The 18,438-nt window shown below is 56.9% G+C and carries 18 protein-coding genes; 11 read left to right on the top strand and 7 right to left on the bottom strand.

The features are described 5' to 3' along the window. Window positions 1-51 precede the first annotated feature (51 nt). From U9O48_RS12815 to U9O48_RS12780, 8 genes are all read left to right on the top strand, one after another. Window positions 52-561, top strand: coding sequence for a fimbrial protein (locus tag U9O48_RS12815; RefSeq protein ID WP_285144348.1), 510 nt, complete (start codon window positions 52-54; stop codon window positions 559-561). Window positions 562-660: 99 nt separating this feature from the next. Further along, on the top strand, window positions 661-1,380 hold the full coding sequence (locus tag U9O48_RS12810) for a molecular chaperone (RefSeq protein WP_324722608.1): 720 nt from the start codon (window positions 661-663) through the stop codon (window positions 1,378-1,380). Continuing rightward, window positions 1,364-1,897, top strand: a complete 534-nt coding sequence (locus U9O48_RS12805; protein ID WP_324722607.1) for a hypothetical protein — start codon at window positions 1,364-1,366, stop codon at window positions 1,895-1,897. The genes U9O48_RS12810 and U9O48_RS12805 overlap by 17 nt, the downstream gene beginning before the upstream one ends. Window positions 1,898-1,918: 21 nt before the next feature. Beyond that, window positions 1,919-2,479 (top strand): fimbrial protein, encoded by a 561-nt coding sequence (locus U9O48_RS12800; RefSeq protein ID WP_324722606.1) that lies wholly within the window; start codon window positions 1,919-1,921, stop codon window positions 2,477-2,479. A gap of 10 nt (window positions 2,480-2,489) precedes the next feature. Continuing rightward, window positions 2,490-3,233, top strand: coding sequence for a molecular chaperone (locus tag U9O48_RS12795; RefSeq protein ID WP_324722605.1), 744 nt, complete (start codon window positions 2,490-2,492; stop codon window positions 3,231-3,233). Then, complete coding sequence (locus tag U9O48_RS12790) at window positions 3,230-3,982, top strand: molecular chaperone (protein WP_324722604.1); 753 nt, start codon at window positions 3,230-3,232, stop codon at window positions 3,980-3,982. The genes U9O48_RS12795 and U9O48_RS12790 overlap by 4 nt, the downstream gene beginning before the upstream one ends. 17 nt (window positions 3,983-3,999) lie before the next feature. Next, complete coding sequence (locus U9O48_RS12785) at window positions 4,000-6,582, top strand: fimbria/pilus outer membrane usher protein (RefSeq protein ID WP_324722603.1); 2,583 nt, start codon at window positions 4,000-4,002, stop codon at window positions 6,580-6,582. A gap of 50 nt (window positions 6,583-6,632) precedes the next feature. Further along, on the top strand, window positions 6,633-7,808 hold the full coding sequence (locus U9O48_RS12780) for a hypothetical protein (RefSeq protein WP_324722602.1): 1,176 nt from the start codon (window positions 6,633-6,635) through the stop codon (window positions 7,806-7,808). Window positions 7,809-7,861: 53 nt separating this feature from the next. Here the strand turns inward: U9O48_RS12780 and U9O48_RS12775 are convergent, their stop codons facing one another. Then, complete coding sequence (locus U9O48_RS12775; protein ID WP_324722601.1) at window positions 7,862-8,692, bottom strand: EAL domain-containing protein; 831 nt, start codon at window positions 8,690-8,692, stop codon at window positions 7,862-7,864. A gap of 195 nt (window positions 8,693-8,887) precedes the next feature. Between U9O48_RS12775 and U9O48_RS12770 the strand changes: the two genes are divergently transcribed. Further along, on the top strand, window positions 8,888-9,376 hold the full coding sequence (locus U9O48_RS12770) for a helix-turn-helix transcriptional regulator (protein ID WP_324722600.1): 489 nt from the start codon (window positions 8,888-8,890) through the stop codon (window positions 9,374-9,376). Window positions 9,377-9,459: 83 nt separating this feature from the next. On the opposite strand, the gene ychF is transcribed toward U9O48_RS12770, so the two are convergent. Together ychF and pth are read right to left on the bottom strand one after the other, a co-directional pair. Further along, on the bottom strand, window positions 9,460-10,551 hold the full coding sequence (gene ychF, locus U9O48_RS12765; protein WP_100779904.1) for a redox-regulated ATPase YchF: 1,092 nt from the start codon (window positions 10,549-10,551) through the stop codon (window positions 9,460-9,462). A gap of 126 nt (window positions 10,552-10,677) precedes the next feature. Then, window positions 10,678-11,262: an aminoacyl-tRNA hydrolase gene (pth, locus tag U9O48_RS12760; RefSeq protein WP_100779905.1), complete on the bottom strand. Its 585-nt coding sequence runs from the start codon at window positions 11,260-11,262 to the stop codon at window positions 10,678-10,680. Between the two features lie 271 nt (window positions 11,263-11,533). Between pth and ychH the strand changes: the two genes are divergently transcribed. Further along, a complete protein-coding gene (gene ychH / locus U9O48_RS12755) occupies window positions 11,534-11,809 on the top strand; it encodes a stress-induced protein YchH (protein ID WP_095282282.1) in 276 nt (91 codons plus the stop codon). 768 nt (window positions 11,810-12,577) lie between these two features. On the opposite strand, the gene dauA is transcribed toward ychH, so the two are convergent. The 4 genes from dauA to lolB form a co-directional block, all read right to left on the bottom strand. Next, entirely contained in the window at window positions 12,578-14,257 is a 1,680-nt protein-coding gene (gene dauA / locus U9O48_RS12750) for a C4-dicarboxylic acid transporter DauA (protein WP_324722599.1), read from the bottom strand. 123 nt (window positions 14,258-14,380) lie between these two features. Further along, the gene (gene prs / locus U9O48_RS12745; protein ID WP_003856663.1) at window positions 14,381-15,328 is read right to left on the bottom strand and encodes a ribose-phosphate diphosphokinase; all 948 of its coding nucleotides are present in this window, start codon (window positions 15,326-15,328) and stop codon (window positions 14,381-14,383) included. A 125-nt stretch (window positions 15,329-15,453) separates the two neighbouring features. After that, entirely contained in the window at window positions 15,454-16,323 is an 870-nt protein-coding gene (ispE, locus tag U9O48_RS12740) for a 4-(cytidine 5'-diphospho)-2-C-methyl-D-erythritol kinase (protein ID WP_324722598.1), read from the bottom strand. After that, complete coding sequence (gene lolB / locus U9O48_RS12735) at window positions 16,320-16,931, bottom strand: lipoprotein insertase outer membrane protein LolB (protein ID WP_282494524.1); 612 nt, start codon at window positions 16,929-16,931, stop codon at window positions 16,320-16,322. Before lolB ends, ispE begins: the two co-directional genes overlap by 4 nt. Window positions 16,932-17,141: 210 nt before the next feature. Here lolB and hemA point away from each other — a divergent pair, with 210 nt between their 5' ends. Continuing rightward, complete coding sequence (gene hemA / locus U9O48_RS12730; RefSeq protein ID WP_107703423.1) at window positions 17,142-18,398, top strand: glutamyl-tRNA reductase; 1,257 nt, start codon at window positions 17,142-17,144, stop codon at window positions 18,396-18,398. Window positions 18,399-18,438: the final 40 nt, after the last annotated feature.

The raw sequence follows: 18,438 nt of genomic DNA, 5'->3' as shown, positions 1-18,438 counted from the left end.
AGATAACTCTTTTTAACCGTAACAAACGCTATTTTAATGAAGGATTGAGTAATGAATAAAATGATCGCCCTTGCGCCCGTCGCTCTGGTTTTGGGTTTTGTGGGTCACGTTCAGGCTGCCACTCAGGCTGATGTGACTCTGCAGGGGAATATTGTTTCCACCACGTGTGAAGTCACGGCAAATAACGGTGCAGCAACGCTGAACGTGGGTTCTTTCGCCAAGACTGAATTTACCGCCGCGAAACAACAGGTGGGCGAAGAGCCACTGGTTGTGACCCTGAAAAACTGTAACGCCGACGAAGAAGGGGCACTGCAGGTCAGCGGTGTTGTGGGTTCCGACAACAACCTGTTCCTGAGCGACGTTGCCCAGACCGCGGGCTTTATGCTGAAGCAGTCTGACAACACCACTCAGGTCACCAACGACACCAGCATCCCGGTTGTGGCTGATGAAGACGGCGCGCTGAGCTACACCTTCACCGCCGGTATGGCAGTGATGGATACCGCAAACGTACTGCCAGGCGCATACAACGCACCGGTTAAAATTTCCTACGTTAGCAACTAATTGCAGCAAATCCGTCGCCCGCATTCACCCTGAGGGCGACGCGGAGAATAAAAAAGAGAGGCACTTGCGGTCTCTCTTTTCATTGAACGGGCAGAATTTATGATGAAGCGTTATCACCAGGCCGGCGTTATTTTAAGCCTGAGCCTTTTATTCCTTCAACCGGCATTCGCCAGTATCAGCATTGGTACTTCGCGCGTGATATTTTCCAGTAGCGAAAGCAGTCAAAGTGTTGACATTAATAACCGGTCACATACTCAACCTTACCTTATTAATGTCGGTATTTCAGAAAGCCTTTCAGCGAAATCATCGGACAACGTATTTATGCCTGTCCCGGCATTATTTCGTATTGAATCCGATGCCAGTAATAAAATTCGTATAGTGAAAAAATCAAATTCACTGCCGCGCGATCGGGAGTCTGTTTTTTATCTGAATATTATGTCTATTCCGACCGGGAAAGCCGGACAGGGGAATAATGAGAATACCGTCGGCGGAACCCTGCAGGTAGCGACCGGCAATACGGTGAAGCTCTTCTATCGTCCGGATAATTTGCCGCTGACGCAGAAAGAGGCGATGGGGAAACTACAGTTTTCTCGCACCGGCCAGGGCGTCAAGGTGACGAACCCGACGCCTTACTACATCTCCCTGAACAAGCTGATGATTGACGGCAAAAAAATCAAACTCGACGTCATCAAAGGCACCAGCATGGTGGCCCCGTTTGCGGCAAATACCTATCCGGTCAGCGTCGGGCAGGGGAAGGCTGAGTGGGCTGCGATTAACGATTTTGGTGGCGTGGAGGCGTTCCGTGGCGCCGTTCATTAAACCGCTTTTTGCCGGAATGGCGCTGATGTTATCAGGCGCGGCGGCCAGTGCGGCCACCACCGAGATTAAGGCCAATATCGTCGACGGCAGCTGTCAGGTCTCCCTCGATAACACCAGCATCACCTTTGATCAGAAAGATGTGACCCAGTTTGCCACCGGCACGGCGCAAATTCTGCCCCTGGGCGTGAACCTGAACTGCGTAGAAATGCAGGGTAAATCGCCGTCCCTGAGCGTGACCGGAGAATCGAGCGGGCTGACGGACACGCGCCTGTTCCGCGCCGCCAGCTCAACGGCGAAATACGCCGGTTTTATGCTGAAAAAAGGGACGCTCACCAGCCTGAATGATTTCTATAACGCGGCGGATACCGTCGCGCCCGGCGACATCGTGGCGATCGCTCAGGATCAGGGCAGCTCCGTGCAGCCTTTTTCCGTCGGCCTGGTGCGCAGCGCGGGCGATCCGATGCTGACGCAGGGTAACGTCAACGCCCGCATTACCTTTGCCTTTATTTTTCCTTAACGCTTTCAACCGACAAACTCGATGAAAAATTTGAACATTTTATCAGGGCATTTCATTGCCCTGAGGAGATCCCTTTGCCTGTGGCTGATGGGGATGGCGGCCAGCGCGACGGCGGCGGATGTGCAGTTCAGCGCCACCTTTCAGGCCCCGACCTGCCAGGTTTCCGCCCCGGCGACGCTCGATTTTGGTGCCGTGCTCTCCTCTGACATTCGCCAGGGCCTCAGTCTGGCCGATCCGCTTGCGCTTGAGATCACCCTGACGCAATGCGCCGGGTTTATCGGTGCGGTCCAGCGTCCCGGCATCACCGTGACCGGCGCGGGCAATTCCGCCTCCGGTGATTTCCTGTTCCGCCAGGCCACCTCTCAGGCGGTGAATTACGGCGTGCGTCTGGTGACGGCGGCGGGCTTGGTGGTGGCGAACAATACGTTCATTCCTGCCCCCGCAGACGCCGCGAGTTTTAACGGCGGCACCCGCACCATTCCGCTCAAAGTGGCGCTCTCCTGCGGGAATCAGTGTACCGATGCCGCTACAAAATCCGGGCTGCTGAACGCCAGCATTACCTTTGATTTCGCGTATCAGTAAGGAGCTCTCCATGAATCTTGTTTCTTTGATTGTGCGCCGGATGCTGCTGGTGTCCGCACTGCTGGTGGCGCTGGTTCAGGGCGCAACTGCAGAAAACGGCGGGATCAGCATCAGCCGGACGCGCGTCATTTTTCAGTCCACGGATAACGCCCAGACGGTGAGCCTGCAAAACCACGGAACCCTGCCGTATCTGGTGCAGTCGGCGGTCGTCGCCAGCCCGAACGGACATGACCCCGCGCCATTTCTCACCACGCCGCCGCTGTTCCGCCTGGAAGGGCACAGCAAAAACGTGGTGCGAATTTTGCGCAAAGGCGATGCCGCGCTGCCGGACGATCGTGAGTCGGTCTTTTATTTCACCGCGATTGCCGTGCCGTCGATGAGCCAGCCCAAAGCGAGCGACGACGCTGCGCTGGCGGCGCGGGTTTCCGTGGGCATTCAGAACACCATCAAGCTGTTTTACCGCCCGGTGGGGCTGGCGATAGCGCAGGAAGAGGCGGCGGGGCGGGTAGGTTTTCAGCATAAGGGGGCAACCGTGCAGGTGAGCAACCCGACACCCTATTACCTGACGTTCTCGCGCCTGGCCTTTGATGAGGCCGACGTGGACGTGAGCCGCGGGATCATGATCGCGCCATTTTCACATATCAGCCTGCCTGCGGCGGGCCACGTCCGCCGGGCGCAATGGACGCTGATTAATGACTATGGCGGCAACAGCCCGCTGTTCAACGCCGCTGTGAAAAGTGGAGGGGCAACATGAAACGCATTTTGCTGCTAGCCGCGCTGACGGGCGCGCTGCCCTGTTTTGCCTCCCCGGAGACCGCGTCCGGGTTTTCCCTCAACCAGTTTCGGATTGTCTATCCCGCGGCGGAAAAGAAGGGCATCACCTGGTCGATGACCAATAACACCGGGCGCGCGTATCTGATGCAGTCGTGGATCCGCCCTATGGATTTCACCACCGGACTACCGGCTGCAGAAAGTGACAGCAAAGGGCCTGGCGACGCCATCCCGCTGATGGTCACGCCCCCGCTCAAGCGCCTTGACCCCGGCGAGCAGCTCACGCTGCGTATTCGACTGACGGGCATGACGCTGCCGCAGGACAGGGAATCGGTCTTTTATCTTTCGGTGAAAGGCATCCCCGCGATGCCGGACAAAGCCAGCCAGACCGGCGGCCAGCTGGTGCTCGCGGTGGTCAACAACATGAAGATGTTTTACCGGCCTGCGGGATTGCCCGACGAGGGGGTGAAAGGTGCCGCGAAACAGCTGCGCTTCAGCCTGCAAAACGATGCGCTGGTGGTCGATAACCCGACGCCGTTTTACATCAACTTCAGCCAGGTGACGGTGGGTGGGAAACCGCTGGAGGCCGAAGCGTTACGCAGGCTGGTACCGCCGAAAGGGCAGCAGCGTTATCCCGTATCAGCGGGCATGCGCGGAGAAGTGACGTGGCAGGTGCTGGACGAAGACAGCCAGCAAACCCCAGTGCAGCGCCAGGCAGAGAATAATTCATAACACAGCAGGGAACGATTTTGAGTAAGACATTAACCTCCTGTTTCAGGATAAACGGCACGCACACTTTTCCGCGCCATTCACTGGCGCTGTTCGTGCTGATGAGCTGCCAGAGCGCGTGGGCAGAAGATTACTTTGACCCCGAGCTGCTTTCGCTGGGAACCGGCACCTCCGACGTCGATCTCTCGGCGTTTTCGCACGCGGGCGGCGTGGCGGAAGGCGATTATCTGGTCACGATTTTCGTCAACCAGCGCGAAGCCGAATCCCGCGAACTGCAATTTAAAAAAAATGCGCAGGGGAATGTCGTGCCGCAGCTGACGCCGGCGTTGCTGAAAACCCTGGGCGTCAACGTCGACCAGTTGCCTGCTCTGAAAGATCTCCCCAAAGACCAGCCGGTGGCCGACCTGAGTGCGCTGATCCCGCAATCTACGGTGAAATTTGATCTCTCGCGCCTGCGCCTGGATGTCAGCATCCCGCAGGTGGCGATGCAGCCGGGCAGGGACAGCCAGAGCGACCCGGCCCTGTGGGACGACGGGATCCCGGCGATGCTGTTCAACTACAACCTCAGCGCCGGGCGCAACGAGCAGACGGCGAACGGCGATTCGCGCGCGACCAACAACGTCTTTGCTAACGTACAGACCGGCGCGAACGTCGGCGCATGGCGGCTGCGCAGCACGCTCACGCACAGCCAAACGAACGCTGACGACGGCAACAGCAGCCACAGCACCCGTTTTTCCAGTACTTATCTGGCGCGGGATGTGCGCGACTGGCGCTCGCGCCTGCTGATGGGCGAAGCCAGCACCGGCGGCGACGTGCTGGATGGCGTGCCGTTTCGCGGGGTGCAGCTGCGTTCCGCCGAGCAGATGATGCCCGCGCGTCTGCGGGGCTTTGCGCCGCAGATTAACGGTGTGGCGAACAGCAACGCGCGCGTGACCGTGCGCCAGAACGGGTACGTGGTGTACGAGACGTACGTCGCGCCCGGTCCGTTTGAAATCAAAGATCTGTATCAGGCGGGGATGTCCGGCGACCTGGATGTGGCGGTCACCGAAGCGGACGGCAGCGTCCATACCTTCGTGGTGCCCTATTCGTCGCTGCCGGTGATGTTGCGCCCGGGGGCGGTGAAATATGAACTCACCGCCGGACGGTATGACGGCGGCACGACGCAGGGATCGCGCGAGTCCGACTTTGTGCTCGCCACGCTGATCTACGGTTTGCCGAAAAATCTCACCCTCTACGGTGGCCTGCTGACGTCGCAGAAGTACAGTGCGCTGAGCATGGGGAGCGGGGTGTCGCTCGGTGACTGGGGGGCGATGTCGGCTGACGGCACCTTTTCGAGCACCCAGTTTGACGACAAGGATCGTCAGGGCGGGGCCTCGTGGCGCGTGCGCTATTCAAAAAGCATGCTCTCCACCGGCACCTCGGTGGACCTGACGGCGCTGCGTTATTCCACCCGCAACTACTACAGCTTCGCGGAGTACAACAGCGTCGGGTATGCGCAGCGGGAGGACGTATCGCCGTGGCTCCTGAGCCGCCGTCGCAGCAGCTTCCAGACCCAGGTGACGCAGCAACTCGGCGACTGGGGTTCGGTCAGCCTGCGGGCGAACCGCGACGATTACTACGGCTCGACGAAAACCCTCACCAGCCTGGCGGCAGGGTATAACGGCAGCTATCGCGGCGTCAGCTACGGGCTGTATTACACCGTTGACCGCATGAAAGGCAACGGCGACTGGCCGGAAAACCGTCAGCTGTCGTTCAACATGACGGTTCCGTTCAGCCTGTTTACCTACTCGCCTGCGCTGCAAAACACCTGGGCCAGCAGCCAGTTCACGCACGATAACCAGGGCCGGACGCAGAATCAGGCCGGGATCGCCGGGAGCAACGCCGACGGCGCGTTCTCCTACAGTGTGATGCAGGGCTGGGGTAACCAGGATCAGGTCAGCAACAGCAACCTCAATCTGGGCTACCAGGGCAGCAAGGGCAACATTTCCGCCGGGTACGGCTATTCGTCTGACATGCGATCGATGAACGTCAATATGAGCGGCGGCGCGGTGGTCCACTCGCAGGGTGTGACGTTGTCACGACCTCTGGGCAGCTCGGTCGCGCTGATCAGCGCCCCGGGCGCGGAAGGTGTCAGCCTGTCAAACAATGGCGGAAAAACGGACTCGCGCGGCTACGCCGTGGTGCCGTATCTCTCGGACTACAGCCGCAACAGCATCGGCCTCGACCCGAGCACGCTGCCGGATAACGTCGATTTGCCGCAGAACCAGCAGACGGTTTATCCGACCAACGGGGCGGTGGTGAAAGCCGAATTCGCCACCCGCATTGGCTATCAGGTGCTGATGACGCTGATGCGAGACGGCGGGGCGGGCGTGGTGCCGTTTGGCGCCACCGCTGTGCTGGCGCAAAGCGCCGCCGGGGAGGAGAACACCGGGATTGTGGGCGATAACGGACAGATCTACCTGACCGGTTTACCGCAAAAAGGTGAGCTGGCGGTGACGTGGGGCAAAGGCCGCGATAAGCAGTGCCGCGTGAGCTACAACCTGCAAGGCCTTGCGCCGACCGCGCAGATGCCGGTGATTCAGATGAACGGCGACTGCCGCTAACTAACATGACATGCGCCACCGTGCAGTCGTGGCGCACAAGGAGTAAAAAAATGACCCATCTCCGTTCGAAAAGCCCGTGGAAACGCCGGGCAAAAACCCTTTTGGGCGCAGCAGCGCTGCTCACTGCGGCGAACTGTTCCGCGCTGGAGCTTCGCTCCGGCTATCAGGTAATAAGTGACGTGATGAATACCACCCTGCAATGGACCACCGGGGGCATCGTGCCCGGCAACAAGCCCGGCTGGTATTATTCGACCAACCTGGTGCCGTTCCTGGGCTACGGGCAGGTCGGCACGATTCTGGTTTCTGCGGCACCGCTCTCCACCGGCGAGTGCATCAACATGTATCCGATGGCGACGTACGACGGCTACCGGGGCTACGAAATTGCTGCCGGGATCCTGGTGATCCCGTTCGGTACGATGTCAGGCCCGATGGTGGTCACGCCGGGGTCGATGAACCCGAGCACCAACGGCGGGACCTTTACACCGAACAGTAACCCTGGCCTGAACACTACCTCCTCGGCGTCATGGGATAAATTTGGCACCGGGAGCGGAAATTTGAGCACCCGCACCGATTGTCTGGGCGTGGGCACCACCTATACGGTCTCAACCGGCGTCGTGGAAATGAACACCGGCGGCGGCACCCAGGCGGCGATTGGGTATGGGGTGTACGTAAAACCGGGCGCGGCGAAAATGTCGACCAAAACCGTTTACGCCCAGGCATCGCGCGGGTACCGCTGGAATGCCACGACCTCAACCTTTGAGCAGCGCACCTTTTCGCTCACCTGGACCGGCGTGAGCTGCAACGTGAGTACGCCTTCCTCCATCTCCTTCGGGGACGTCACCCCGTCGGATGTCGGAAAACCAGGCGGCATTCCCGTGAGCTCGCAGTTAGATGTTTCCTGCGTCAACCCGACGGGAACCTCACTCCCGGTCTCGTGGTCTGTGACGCCAAAATCTCAGGCGGGAGACAAAACCAGCGTGCCGCTGATGTCGGCTAACGGCGCAATTAACGGCGATGTGCGCGGCTTCCGCGGCACCACGGCGACAGCGGATGCCGGTTGTACGGATAAGAGTTCATCGGTGGCGATGGACGGTTCGAAAACCCCTTTGCGCACCATTACCACGGAAACGTCCTGGTCGGACCCGCTGGTGTGGGTACTGTGTCCGCGAGCCAGCGCAGATCCAGGGCTGGCGACAGCGGCAGTGGTGATTGATTTGAACTGGTGACCGATCGCTCTAAATTCAGGAACAGAGGCGTTTCCCGCGAGGGGACGCCTTTTTCATTGTGGGGACTGTGCAGCGAGGGTGAAAAAGGTCGCCATCGCAACCGGCTTCGAAAAGTAATATCCCTGGAGATGGGTGACACCCATTGCAATCAGTTTTTCCTTCTGTGCCGCCGTTTCCACACCTTCCGCAATGGTCATGCAGTGCATATCGTGCGCGAGGGCGATAATATTGCGCACGATAATCTCTTTTGTCTCATCGCAATCGATATCAGCGGTAAAGAGTTTATCGATCTTGATATAGCGTGGACGGAACTGCATCAGATAATGATAATTTGAATGCCCGGTGCCAAAATCATCTATCGAAATCGTCACGCCGAGGGCTTCAAGTTGCTCACAGATACCCCGAGCCATAGAGGTATTATGGACAGGTTCCCGTTCTGTAATTTCCAGCCCTATATGTAAATCAGTGCGTTGGGTTTTCTGTATAAACTTATGGCACTCTCTCAGGATCTCATTATTCTTAAAGTCCGCGGCGGAAACGTTAAAAAACAGCGTCATGTCGTGAAAGTTAATACTATTATTCGCAATAATTTCTTCTGCCACGCGCTGAAAAGCGTACTGGGTAATACGCGTAATCAGACCATGTTGTTCAGCTAAAGGAATAAAACGCTCAGGTGAGATATTCCCCAGGTGGGGATGATGCCATCGCATCAGCACTTCGCCGCCGACTAGCTTGCCACTCTGTGCGTTGTAGATCGGCTGGACATAAGGGGTGAGCTCGTTTCTGGCTAACGCCTTGCGCAGCATCATCGGTAAAACGCTGCCGGAAGACGTCATGCTGGCAAAGGCCATAAACATCAGGGATAGTCGATTGCGAAGAAGCATGGGTAACTCAATTTATATTTGGATAAGCGTTATAAGCGATTTCGTCTTAATATTAAATAAACACTGTGTGAGTTGCCGTGAATTTCAGATGCGGGCTACGCGTGTAAGAAAGCACCGACATAATAATCCTCTTTCGCTGATATTAGGGGAGTTATAGTTATGCAAAAATAGCATCCTACTGTGGGTGAGGGCGCTATGATGAGTTTGTCGCAGGTTATCATTTCAAATGATTGTTTTTTCACTCTCGCATTAAAAACCTTAAGGCCGTCGAAATTGCTAAACGGTGCTTGTCTTATTGTTGATGTTAAATCAACGGGCCGCACGCGAGTCGAGCAATGCGCCGCACATAATAAAAAGATTTTTGCTTTTATCTGCAGCGACTTTGATTATTACGCGTTGTGTCATCTGGATAATGTGGTGTTTATCGACCGTAAAAGCGATATCAACGAGGTGCTGTTATGTCTTTCGACGAACCATTCGCACTTAAACTATCGCCTGAAAGTGAAACTGTCCAAAAATGAGGGCTATGTGCTTTCTTGTCTTCAGGAAGGGCTGGATACGCGCGAAATCGGCGAGCGTCTGGGCGTGGATATCAAGTCAGTCTATGCCAGCCGTTTGCGTCTGATGAACAAAATGCAGGTCGGAAACCGCATTGATTTGTACCAGAATATCGTGCGCCAGTGAGTCACGAAGCGATAAAAAAATCCACGCCCCGGCGTGGATTTTTAGTTTTCAGGGGGCATTAACCCCCTGTAGCAAGAAGCTATTTAGACGTTGAACAGGAAGTTCATCACGTCGCCATCTTTGACGATGTAGTCTTTGCCTTCCGCACGCATCTTACCGGCTTCTTTCGCGCCTTGTTCACCCTTGTAGGTGATGAAGTCTTCGAACGCGATAGTCTGCGCACGGATGAAGCCTTTTTCGAAATCGGTGTGGATTTTACCGGCGGCCTGCGGAGCGGTTGCGCCAACAGGGATAGTCCACGCGCGCACTTCTTTCACGCCAGCGGTGAAGTAAGTTTGCAGGTTCAGCAGCTCGTAGCCTGCGCGGATCACGCGGTTCAGACCTGGCTCTTCCAGGCCCAGCTCAGCCATGAACTCTTCGCGGTCGGCATCGTCGAGTTCGGCAATGTCAGACTCAACGGCAGCACAGACAGCAACAACCACAGAACCTTCGCCAGCGGCGATTTCGCGCACTTTGTCGAGGTACGGGTTGTTCTCAAAACCGTCTTCGTTGACGTTCGCGATGTACATGGTTGGCTTCAGGGTCAGGAAGCTCAGGTATTTGATCGCCGCTTTATCTTCTTCGGTCAGATCCAGCGCGCGCAGCATACCGGCGTTTTCCAGCTGTGGCAGACATTTTTCCAGGGCCGCCAGTTCCGCTTTCGCGTCTTTGTCGCCGCCTTTGGCACGCTTCTGCACGCGGTGGATGGCGCGTTCGCAGGTGTCGAGGTCAGACAGAGCCAGCTCGGTGTTGATAACGTCGATATCGTCAGCCGGATCGACTTTGTTGTTCACGTGAATGATGTTGTCGTTTTCAAAACAACGCACCACGTGGCCGATAGCTTCGGTTTCACGGATGTTGGTCAGGAACTGGTTGCCCAGGCCTTCACCTTTGGATGCGCCTTTTACCAGGCCCGCGATGTCCACGAATTCCATGGTCGTTGGCAGAATGCGCTGAGGTTTAACGATTTCGGCGAGCTGATCCAGACGCGGGTCAGGCATCGGCACGACGCCGGTGTTCGGCTCAATCGTACAGAACGGGAAGTTTGCTGCTTCGATACCCGCTTTGGTGAGCGCGTTAAACAGGGTGGATTTGCCCACGTTTGGCAGGCCCACGATACCGCATTTAAATCCCATCTTTAAATCACCTTAATATCTTGATATTCAACCCGTTAGCATTAACCGATTGAAGAAAAGTAAATAACTTTGCCTATTATACACGTAACCGCCGTCACGCGCGGTAAAAATGGCGTATCGCGCAGACTACTGCGCTTTAAAGGCGTGTAAACGGTTCGTCGCTTTGGTCAGACCCTCTTTCAGCCAGACCTCGGTACAGCGCGCCGCTTCGTCTACGGCGTCATCGATGAGCTTCTGCTCGGAAGCGGGTGGTTTGCCCAGCACAAAGCCGACAACTTTGTTTTTATCGCCCGGATGGCCGATTCCCACGCGTAAACGGTGAAAGTTCGGGTTATTGCCAAGCTTGCTGATAATGTCTTTCAGACCATTATGGCCGCCGTGACCGCCGCCGAGTTTGAATTTGGCAACGCCCGGGGGTAAATCCAGCTCATCGTGCGCGACCAGAATTTCGTCCGGATTGATGCGATAAAACGTCGCCATCGCCGCCACGGCTTTGCCGCTCAGGTTCATGAAGGTTGTTGGAACAAGGAGACGCACATCCGCTCCCGCCAGGTTGATACGCGAGGTATAGCCATAGAACTTGGGTTCTTCACGCAGGGGGGCACGTAACCGCTCGGCCAGCAGATCAACATACCAGGCTCCGGCGTTATGGCGGGTGGCCGCATATTCAGCGCCTGGGTTGGCAAGGCCGACAATCAGTTTAATCGTCACGTTTCAATTCCTAAAGGTTCCAGATTTGCGGCGTAGTTTACTGGTTGCCGCGCCGCTTGACAAAATTCTGCGTCAGGAAGAGGGGGATTTGAATAATGACGTAGTTGAACCATTAGAATTTCAAGCGGTTCAGTCGCTTATTTGTAAACTTTTGTGGCAATCGTGCTCATTATTGTGATCATTCACGCAACTCATAAAAGACCCGTTGTCTATACTTTACACACAAGGATTAGGGACATTTTCCCTGCAACCCAGGTTCCGGAGGTGGCATATGAAACGCAGAAACGCTTCACGACTCGGTAACGTGCTAATGGGATTGGGCCTGTTCGTGATGGTAGCAGGTGTGGGTTACTCTATTTTAAACCAGTTGCCGCAGCTTGACCTCCCACAATACTTCGCGCACGGCGCGGTTCTGAGCATCTTTTTAGGTGCGGTACTGTGGCTGGCGGGGGCTCGCGTGAGTGGTCATGAGCAGGTCAGCGACCGATACTGGTGGGTGCGTCATTACGATAAGCGCTGCCGTCGCGATCAGCATAAACATAGCTAACTCGGTGTTTATTGCCGGGTGGCGGCTTCGCCTTACCCGGCCTACTAAATTCACATAACGAATGTAACAACGGCTCCCTCGGGAGTAATGCCAGTCAGTTAAGCAAAATAATGAATTTAAATTCATTATTTTGCTTGCCCCAGGACCTTTATGGCTTCAGTGGAATTGTTCCGTTCACTTTTGTTCCTCTGCTTCCGGTCCATCTCTCTGCGGTGAACGTGCCAGGGTGGCTCAATCGCCACCACCCTGGCAACCCCGGCTCCCGGCCAGGAAAATCGCCGCTTCGCGGTGCCTTCGTCTTATTCCTTCCGGCTGACGGGGACGGGCGCAGGTAACATCCCTGTAAGTCGCGCCCTCGACGCACATCCCTGTGCGTCGCCCCTGCCTCCAGTCAACGCCTCAGCGATTTTCAGCCGGACTCCCGCTCCCTCAACCTTCACAGCTGTCTGCATGTGGCACCGGTGTGGGTCCCCGCAGAAATCGGCGAACCGGAGGCCTGATGACAAGGGCTGGACGCCAGGGATGGCGGCCAGAGGCGAAACGAGACAGGAAGTCGAGTCGAGCCGACCGCAGGCAGCGGGCCGGGAGGTGAGCGCAGTGCGAAGCACCGATTTCTTTGCGGGGCGCGGGGATTGCAAAGGGGGCCGCGCAGCCCCCTTTGCACGTTCACAGGTTGTGACGCGATTATATTCTGCTGAACATGAGGTGAACGGAACAACCTCAGCTGCTTAACTGACCAGCATTACTTCCTCGGGAGCCGTTGTTGTATCAGAGATCCGCTAACGCCGCTTCGCGATTCGGGTAGAACGCCAGGCGGCCTGGAATCGGCTGTACGCCTGCGCGGGCCATGGTGCGCAAAGGCTGGAACTCCAGATTACTCACCCGCAGCTCGCAGCCTTCCGGCAGACGGTTCACAAAGCGCTGGAAGGCATCCAGACCGCCTGCGTCCAGCACCGGCACTGCATCCCATTTCAGCACCACAATCCGTTTTCCGGCGATTCGCGATTCCAGATCGCTGAACAAACCTTCTGCCGCCGCGAAGAACAGCGGGCCGATGACGCGTAAAACCAGCACGTCGTCCGGGACCTCAACATTCACAGGCGCGAGGCGTGTCATCTGCGCGATGCGGCGCATAAACAGCAGCGACGCCAGCACAATCCCGACGCTGATAGCGATCACCATGTCAAACAGCACCGTCAGCGACATACAGATCAGCATCACGATGATGTCGTCTTTTGGCGCGCGGCGCAGGAGGTGCACCACTTTGTGCGCCTCACTCATGTTCCACGCCACCATCAGCAGCAGGGCGGCCATCGCCGAGAGCGGCAGCCACGAGAGCAGCTGAGCGAGGGCCAGCAGGGCGAGGATCACCAGCAGGGAGTGGATCACCGCAGACACTGGCGATGTCGCCCCGGCGCGGACGTTGGCCGCGGAACGCGCAATAGCCGCCGTGGCGGTAATGCCGCCAAAGAATGGCGCGATAATATTGCCCAGTCCCTGACCGACCAGCTCGCTGTTGGCTTTGTGCTTGGTGCCGGTCATGCCATCAAGCACTACGGCGCAGAGCAGCGATTCAATCGCGCCGAGCATCGCCATGGAAAACGCGGCAGGAAGCAGGGCGCGCAGGGAGTCCCAGCTCAGGGTGAAGTCTGAACCGGGCAGGTTCCACGGCAGTACCAGCTGCGGCAGAAGTTGCGGAATGCCGTTGCCCTGCGAACCGTCCGCCAGAATATAGTGGAACTGGGAGCCGATGGTGGCGACGTGACCGCCAAGCAGATTCACCACGCCCATCACCGCGCAGCCCAGCAGCAGCGCAGGAAGATGCCCCGGCAGGCGGATGCCCAGCCGTGGCCAGAGAATTAAAGTGCCGAGCGTCACGACACCGATCGCCGCGTCGCCAGGATTAGCCGTCGGCAGGGCCATAAACAGCGCGCCGACCTTTTGCAGATAGTGTTCAGGAACGTGCGCGAGCTGCAAACCGAGAAAATCCTTGATCTGCATGGTCCCGATGGTAATGCCGATCCCAGAGGTAAAGCCGAGCGTCACGGAGAGCGGAATGTACTCGATCAACCGACCAAAGCGCGCCAGACCGAACAGGATCAAAAATACCCCGGACATGAGCGTCGCGACCAGCAAACCCGCCAGGCCAAACTGCTGGGAAACCGGGTAGAGGATCACCACAAAGGCTGCGGTCGGGCCGGAGACGCTAAAGCGCGACCCGCCGGTCAGGGCGATGACAATCCCGGCGACTGCCGAGGTATAAAGCCCGTACTGTGGTGCCACACCGCTGCCAATCGCCAGCGCCATCGCCAGTGGAATGGCAATAATCCCGACGGTGATCCCGGCGATAACATCACGCAGAAAACGTGACGAGGTGTATTTTTCTTTCCAGCAGGCGTCGATGAGGGCGCGAAAGGGCAGAACATGTGAGGAGGTTAAATTTTTCACAATTCTCGTTATCCGTGAGCACATCATCTGTCATGTGAATGGCAGGTGAAGGAGGTATTAATCATACAAATAAAGAATAAAGACAAAAAAACCCGCCGCAGCGGGTTTTTGGGCCGTGTTCGATTAGTGTTCGAACATCGCAGAGATGGATTCTTCGTTGCTGATACGACGAATCGCTTCGGCCAGCATGCCTGACAGGGTCAGCGTACGGACGTTTGGCAGCGCTTTGATCTCATCGCTCAATGGAATGGTATCGCACACCACGACTTCGTCGATGACGGAGTTACGCAGGTTGTTGACAGCATTGCCAGAGAAAATCGGGTGAGTTGCGTAAGCAAATACACGCTTAGCACCACGTTCTTTCAGCGCTTCAGCGGCTTTGCACAGCGTGCCGCCGGTGTCGATCATGTCATCAACCAGCACGCAGTCACGGCCAGCGACGTCACCGATGATGTGCATCACCTGAGAAACGTTAGCGCGCGGACGGCGTTTGTCGATGATAGCCATGTCGGTATCGTTCAGCAGTTTGGCAATCGCACGAGCACGAACCACGCCGCCGATGTCCGGAGAAACCACGATTGGGTTGTCCAGGTTTAGCTGCAGCATGTCTTCGAGCAGGATTGGGCTGCCGAATACGTTATCAACCGGGACGTCGAAGAAGCCCTGGATCTGCTCTGCGTGCAGGTCAACGGTCAGAACGCGGTCTACGCCTACGCTTGACAGGAAGTCAGCAACAACTTTAGCGGTAATCGGTACACGCGCTGAACGGACGCGACGGTCCTGGCGAGCATAGCCGAAGTAAGGAATAACAGCCGTGATACGGCCTGCGGAAGCACGGCGCAGGGCATCGACCATAACAACCAGTTCCATCAGGTTGTCGTTAGTTGGAGCACAGGTGGACTGGATGATGAAAATATCACCACCGCGTACATTTTCGTTAATTTGTACGCTGACTTCGCCGTCGCTAAAGCGACCTACAGCGGCGTCGCCGAGGGAAGTGTACAGGCGGTTGGCAATACGTTGTGCTAGTTCCGGGGTGGCGTTACCAGCAAAAAGCTTCATATCAGGCACGAGAAGAACCTCAGGCATGCGTCCAATGGTGGATAACATTCGCCACAAACTGTGCGGGCCAGGCGAACGCTATCCAGGCGGTGTATTAAAGAGCGCGATGCAACGTCTGGAACAGGGTGACGTTGTCACCGAAACTCAGTCTGCGCCAGAATGGCCTGCTGTAGCGGGGAAGTGTTCATCCCTCGCGCCACAAAACCATGCAGCCATTCCGGGGCTTGCTCTAGCACCTGACGAGCGGCGGATTCGGTGTCAAATTCAGCAAAAACACAGGATCCTGTGCCAGTCAGGCGCGACGGGGCGTATTCTAACAGCCAGGAAAGCACCGCATCAACCTCGCGAAAACGTTTTCTTGCGATAACCTCGCAATCGTTGCTGAATTCACATTTTAATAACGTTTCTATTGACCGCACGGGAGTGTCCCGTGGAAGCAATGGATCTTTGAAAATCACCGGGGTCGGAATGCTCACGCCGGGATGGGCAACCAGGTACCATTTCTCCGGCGGATTGACCGGGGTAAGGACTTCGCCAACGCCCTCGGCAAACGCCGCGTGACCGCGCACAAACACCGGCACATCGGCCCCGAGCGTCAATCCTAAAGCGGCCAGTTCATCCGGAGTTAACCCGCAGCCCCAGAGATGGTTCAGTGCCACCAGTATAGTCGCTGCATTGGAAGACCCCCCACCCAGACCGCCGCCCATCGGCAGGCGCTTCTCGATGCTAATTTCAGCTCCGCTTCCCGCAGGCAAACGATCGGAGGCCGCCGCCGCGTTTATCAGCAGCCGCGCGGCGCGCACGATCAGGTTATCTTCATGGGCGACGCCCTCGACGGGTGTCAGCAGGAGAATCTGCCCGTCATGGCGCGGCTCAATCGAGATCGTGTCGCCATAATCGACAAACTGAAACAGCGTCTGCAGCAGGTGATAGCCGTCAGCGCGTTGCCCGGTGATGTACAAAAACAGGTTCAGCTTCGCCGGAGAGGGCCATTGGGTCATCATTTAACGATCCAGTTATCCATTTTGAGCTTAATACGCTGGCTGCCTTCCGTCAGTTCCATGTTGGCGGGCAATGAGGGTTTAGTCGCGCTGTCGTAGCCGCCGTATACCACTTTCCAGGTTTTGCCGTTCTGGGTGTAGTTCAGTTCGCTCAGGCGGTACTGGTCGTCAAGTTTGTAATCCGTGGCGTCGCCCGGCAGGCCGAGGATCCACTGACGCAGGCTATTAAGCGGGATCGGCATGCCGGTCAGTTTGCCGATCATCTCTTCGGCGTCCGTCGCGGTGTAGTGCTGGCCTTTGTTATCGGTGATCTGCGCGGTGCCTGGCTGAGCGTTCAGCTCAAGTTCCGTGCTGCCGAGCGGGTTCAGGAGCAGCAGGCGATAGCGATCCTGGCCGGTCTGCTGCCAGAAGAAGCGAGCATAGACTTTTTGCTGATCGGACAGATAAGCGAACGCGCCGCGCGTCTGATACTGACTTAAATTTCGCACTTCTTGCTGGTGCTGACGCCACTGCGGGGAGTCAGGACTTTTGCCGGGGCCCTTGGGCGGGGTAATCGAGCAGGCGGTAAGTACCAGTGCCGCCAGCGGTAACAAGCGAATCAATCGGGCCATAGTCGTGACAAATCCTTGAGATACGTTGCAGTTATAACCCTTAATGCTAGCGCCGGGCGGTGGCAGCGTCTACGTTCATATTGTCTTAAATCATGAAATTAGCCGGGAACGGCTATTACTCCGAAAGGGGGCGCTCTCTTTTATTGATCTCGCGCATCCTGTATGATGCGACCTGCTAACCTTATTAACGCTGGTACTACTCCCGCTCACATGACCCTTTTAGCACTCGGTATCAACCACAAAACAGCCCCGGTTTCGCTGCGAGAACGCGTGACGTTTTCGCCGGATACGCTCGACCAGGCGCTGGATAGCCTGCTTGCCCAGCCGATGGTGCAGGGTGGTGTGGTGCTCTCTACCTGTAACCGTACCGAACTCTATTTGAGCGTTGAAGAGCAAGACAACCTGCATGAAGCCCTCATTCGCTGGTTGTGCGACTACCATAATCTGAACGAAGAAGAACTGCGCAACAGCCTGTACTGGCATCATGATAATGATGCGGTCAGCCATCTGATGCGCGTCGCCAGCGGCCTTGATTCGCTGGTGCTTGGCGAGCCGCAGATCCTCGGGCAGGTCAAAAAGGCCTTCGCCGATTCCCAGAAAGGCCATCTGAAAGCCAGCGAGCTGGAACGCATGTTCCAGAAATCTTTCTCCGTCGCAAAGCGTGTGCGAACCGAAACCGACATTGGTGCCAGTGCGGTTTCTGTTGCCTTCGCCGCCTGTACGCTGGCGCGTCAAATCTTCGAATCGCTCTCAACGGTCACCGTGCTGCTCGTCGGCGCGGGAGAAACCATTGAGCTGGTGGCGCGTCATCTGCGCGAACACAAGGTCAAGCAGATGATCATCGCCAACCGGACCCGGGAACGCGCGCAGGTGCTGGCCGATGAAGTGGGGGCAGAAGTCATCGCCCTCAGCGACATCGATGAACGCCTGAAAGACGCGGACATCATTATCAGTTCTACCGCCAGCCCGCTGCCGATTATTGGCAAAGGGATGGTGGAGCGTGCGCTGAAATCGCGCCGCAATCAGCCGATGCTGCTGGTGGATATCGCCGTCCCGCGTGACGTCGAACCGGAAGTCGGCAAGCTGGCGAACGCCTATTTGTACAGCGTGGACGATCTGCAAAGCATCATTTCCCATAACCTCGCGCAGCGTAAAGCGGCGGCGGTGCAGGCCGAGACGATTGTCGAGCAGGAATCCAGCGAATTTATGGCCTGGCTGCGCGCGCAAAGCGCCAGCGAGACGATTCGCGAATACCGCGGTCAGGCGGAACAGGTACGTGACGATCTGACAGCCAAAGCGATGGCAGCCCTCGAGCAGGGCGGCGATCCGCAGGTTATTATGCAGGACCTGGCGTGGAAGCTGACCAACCGGTTGATCCATGCTCCAACCAAATCACTTCAACAGGCAGCCCGTGACGGGGATGATGAACGCCTGACCATTCTGCGCAACAGCCTCGGGCTGGAATAGCGCCACACACCCATTTTCTATTACAAGGTGCATTTACGCC

This window comes from Lelliottia sp. JS-SCA-14, assembly GCF_035593345.1.
GTDB classification, from domain to species: Bacteria; Pseudomonadota; Gammaproteobacteria; order Enterobacterales; family Enterobacteriaceae; genus Enterobacter; species Enterobacter wanjuensis.
This window is presented reverse-complemented; position numbering and strand designations above follow the sequence as displayed.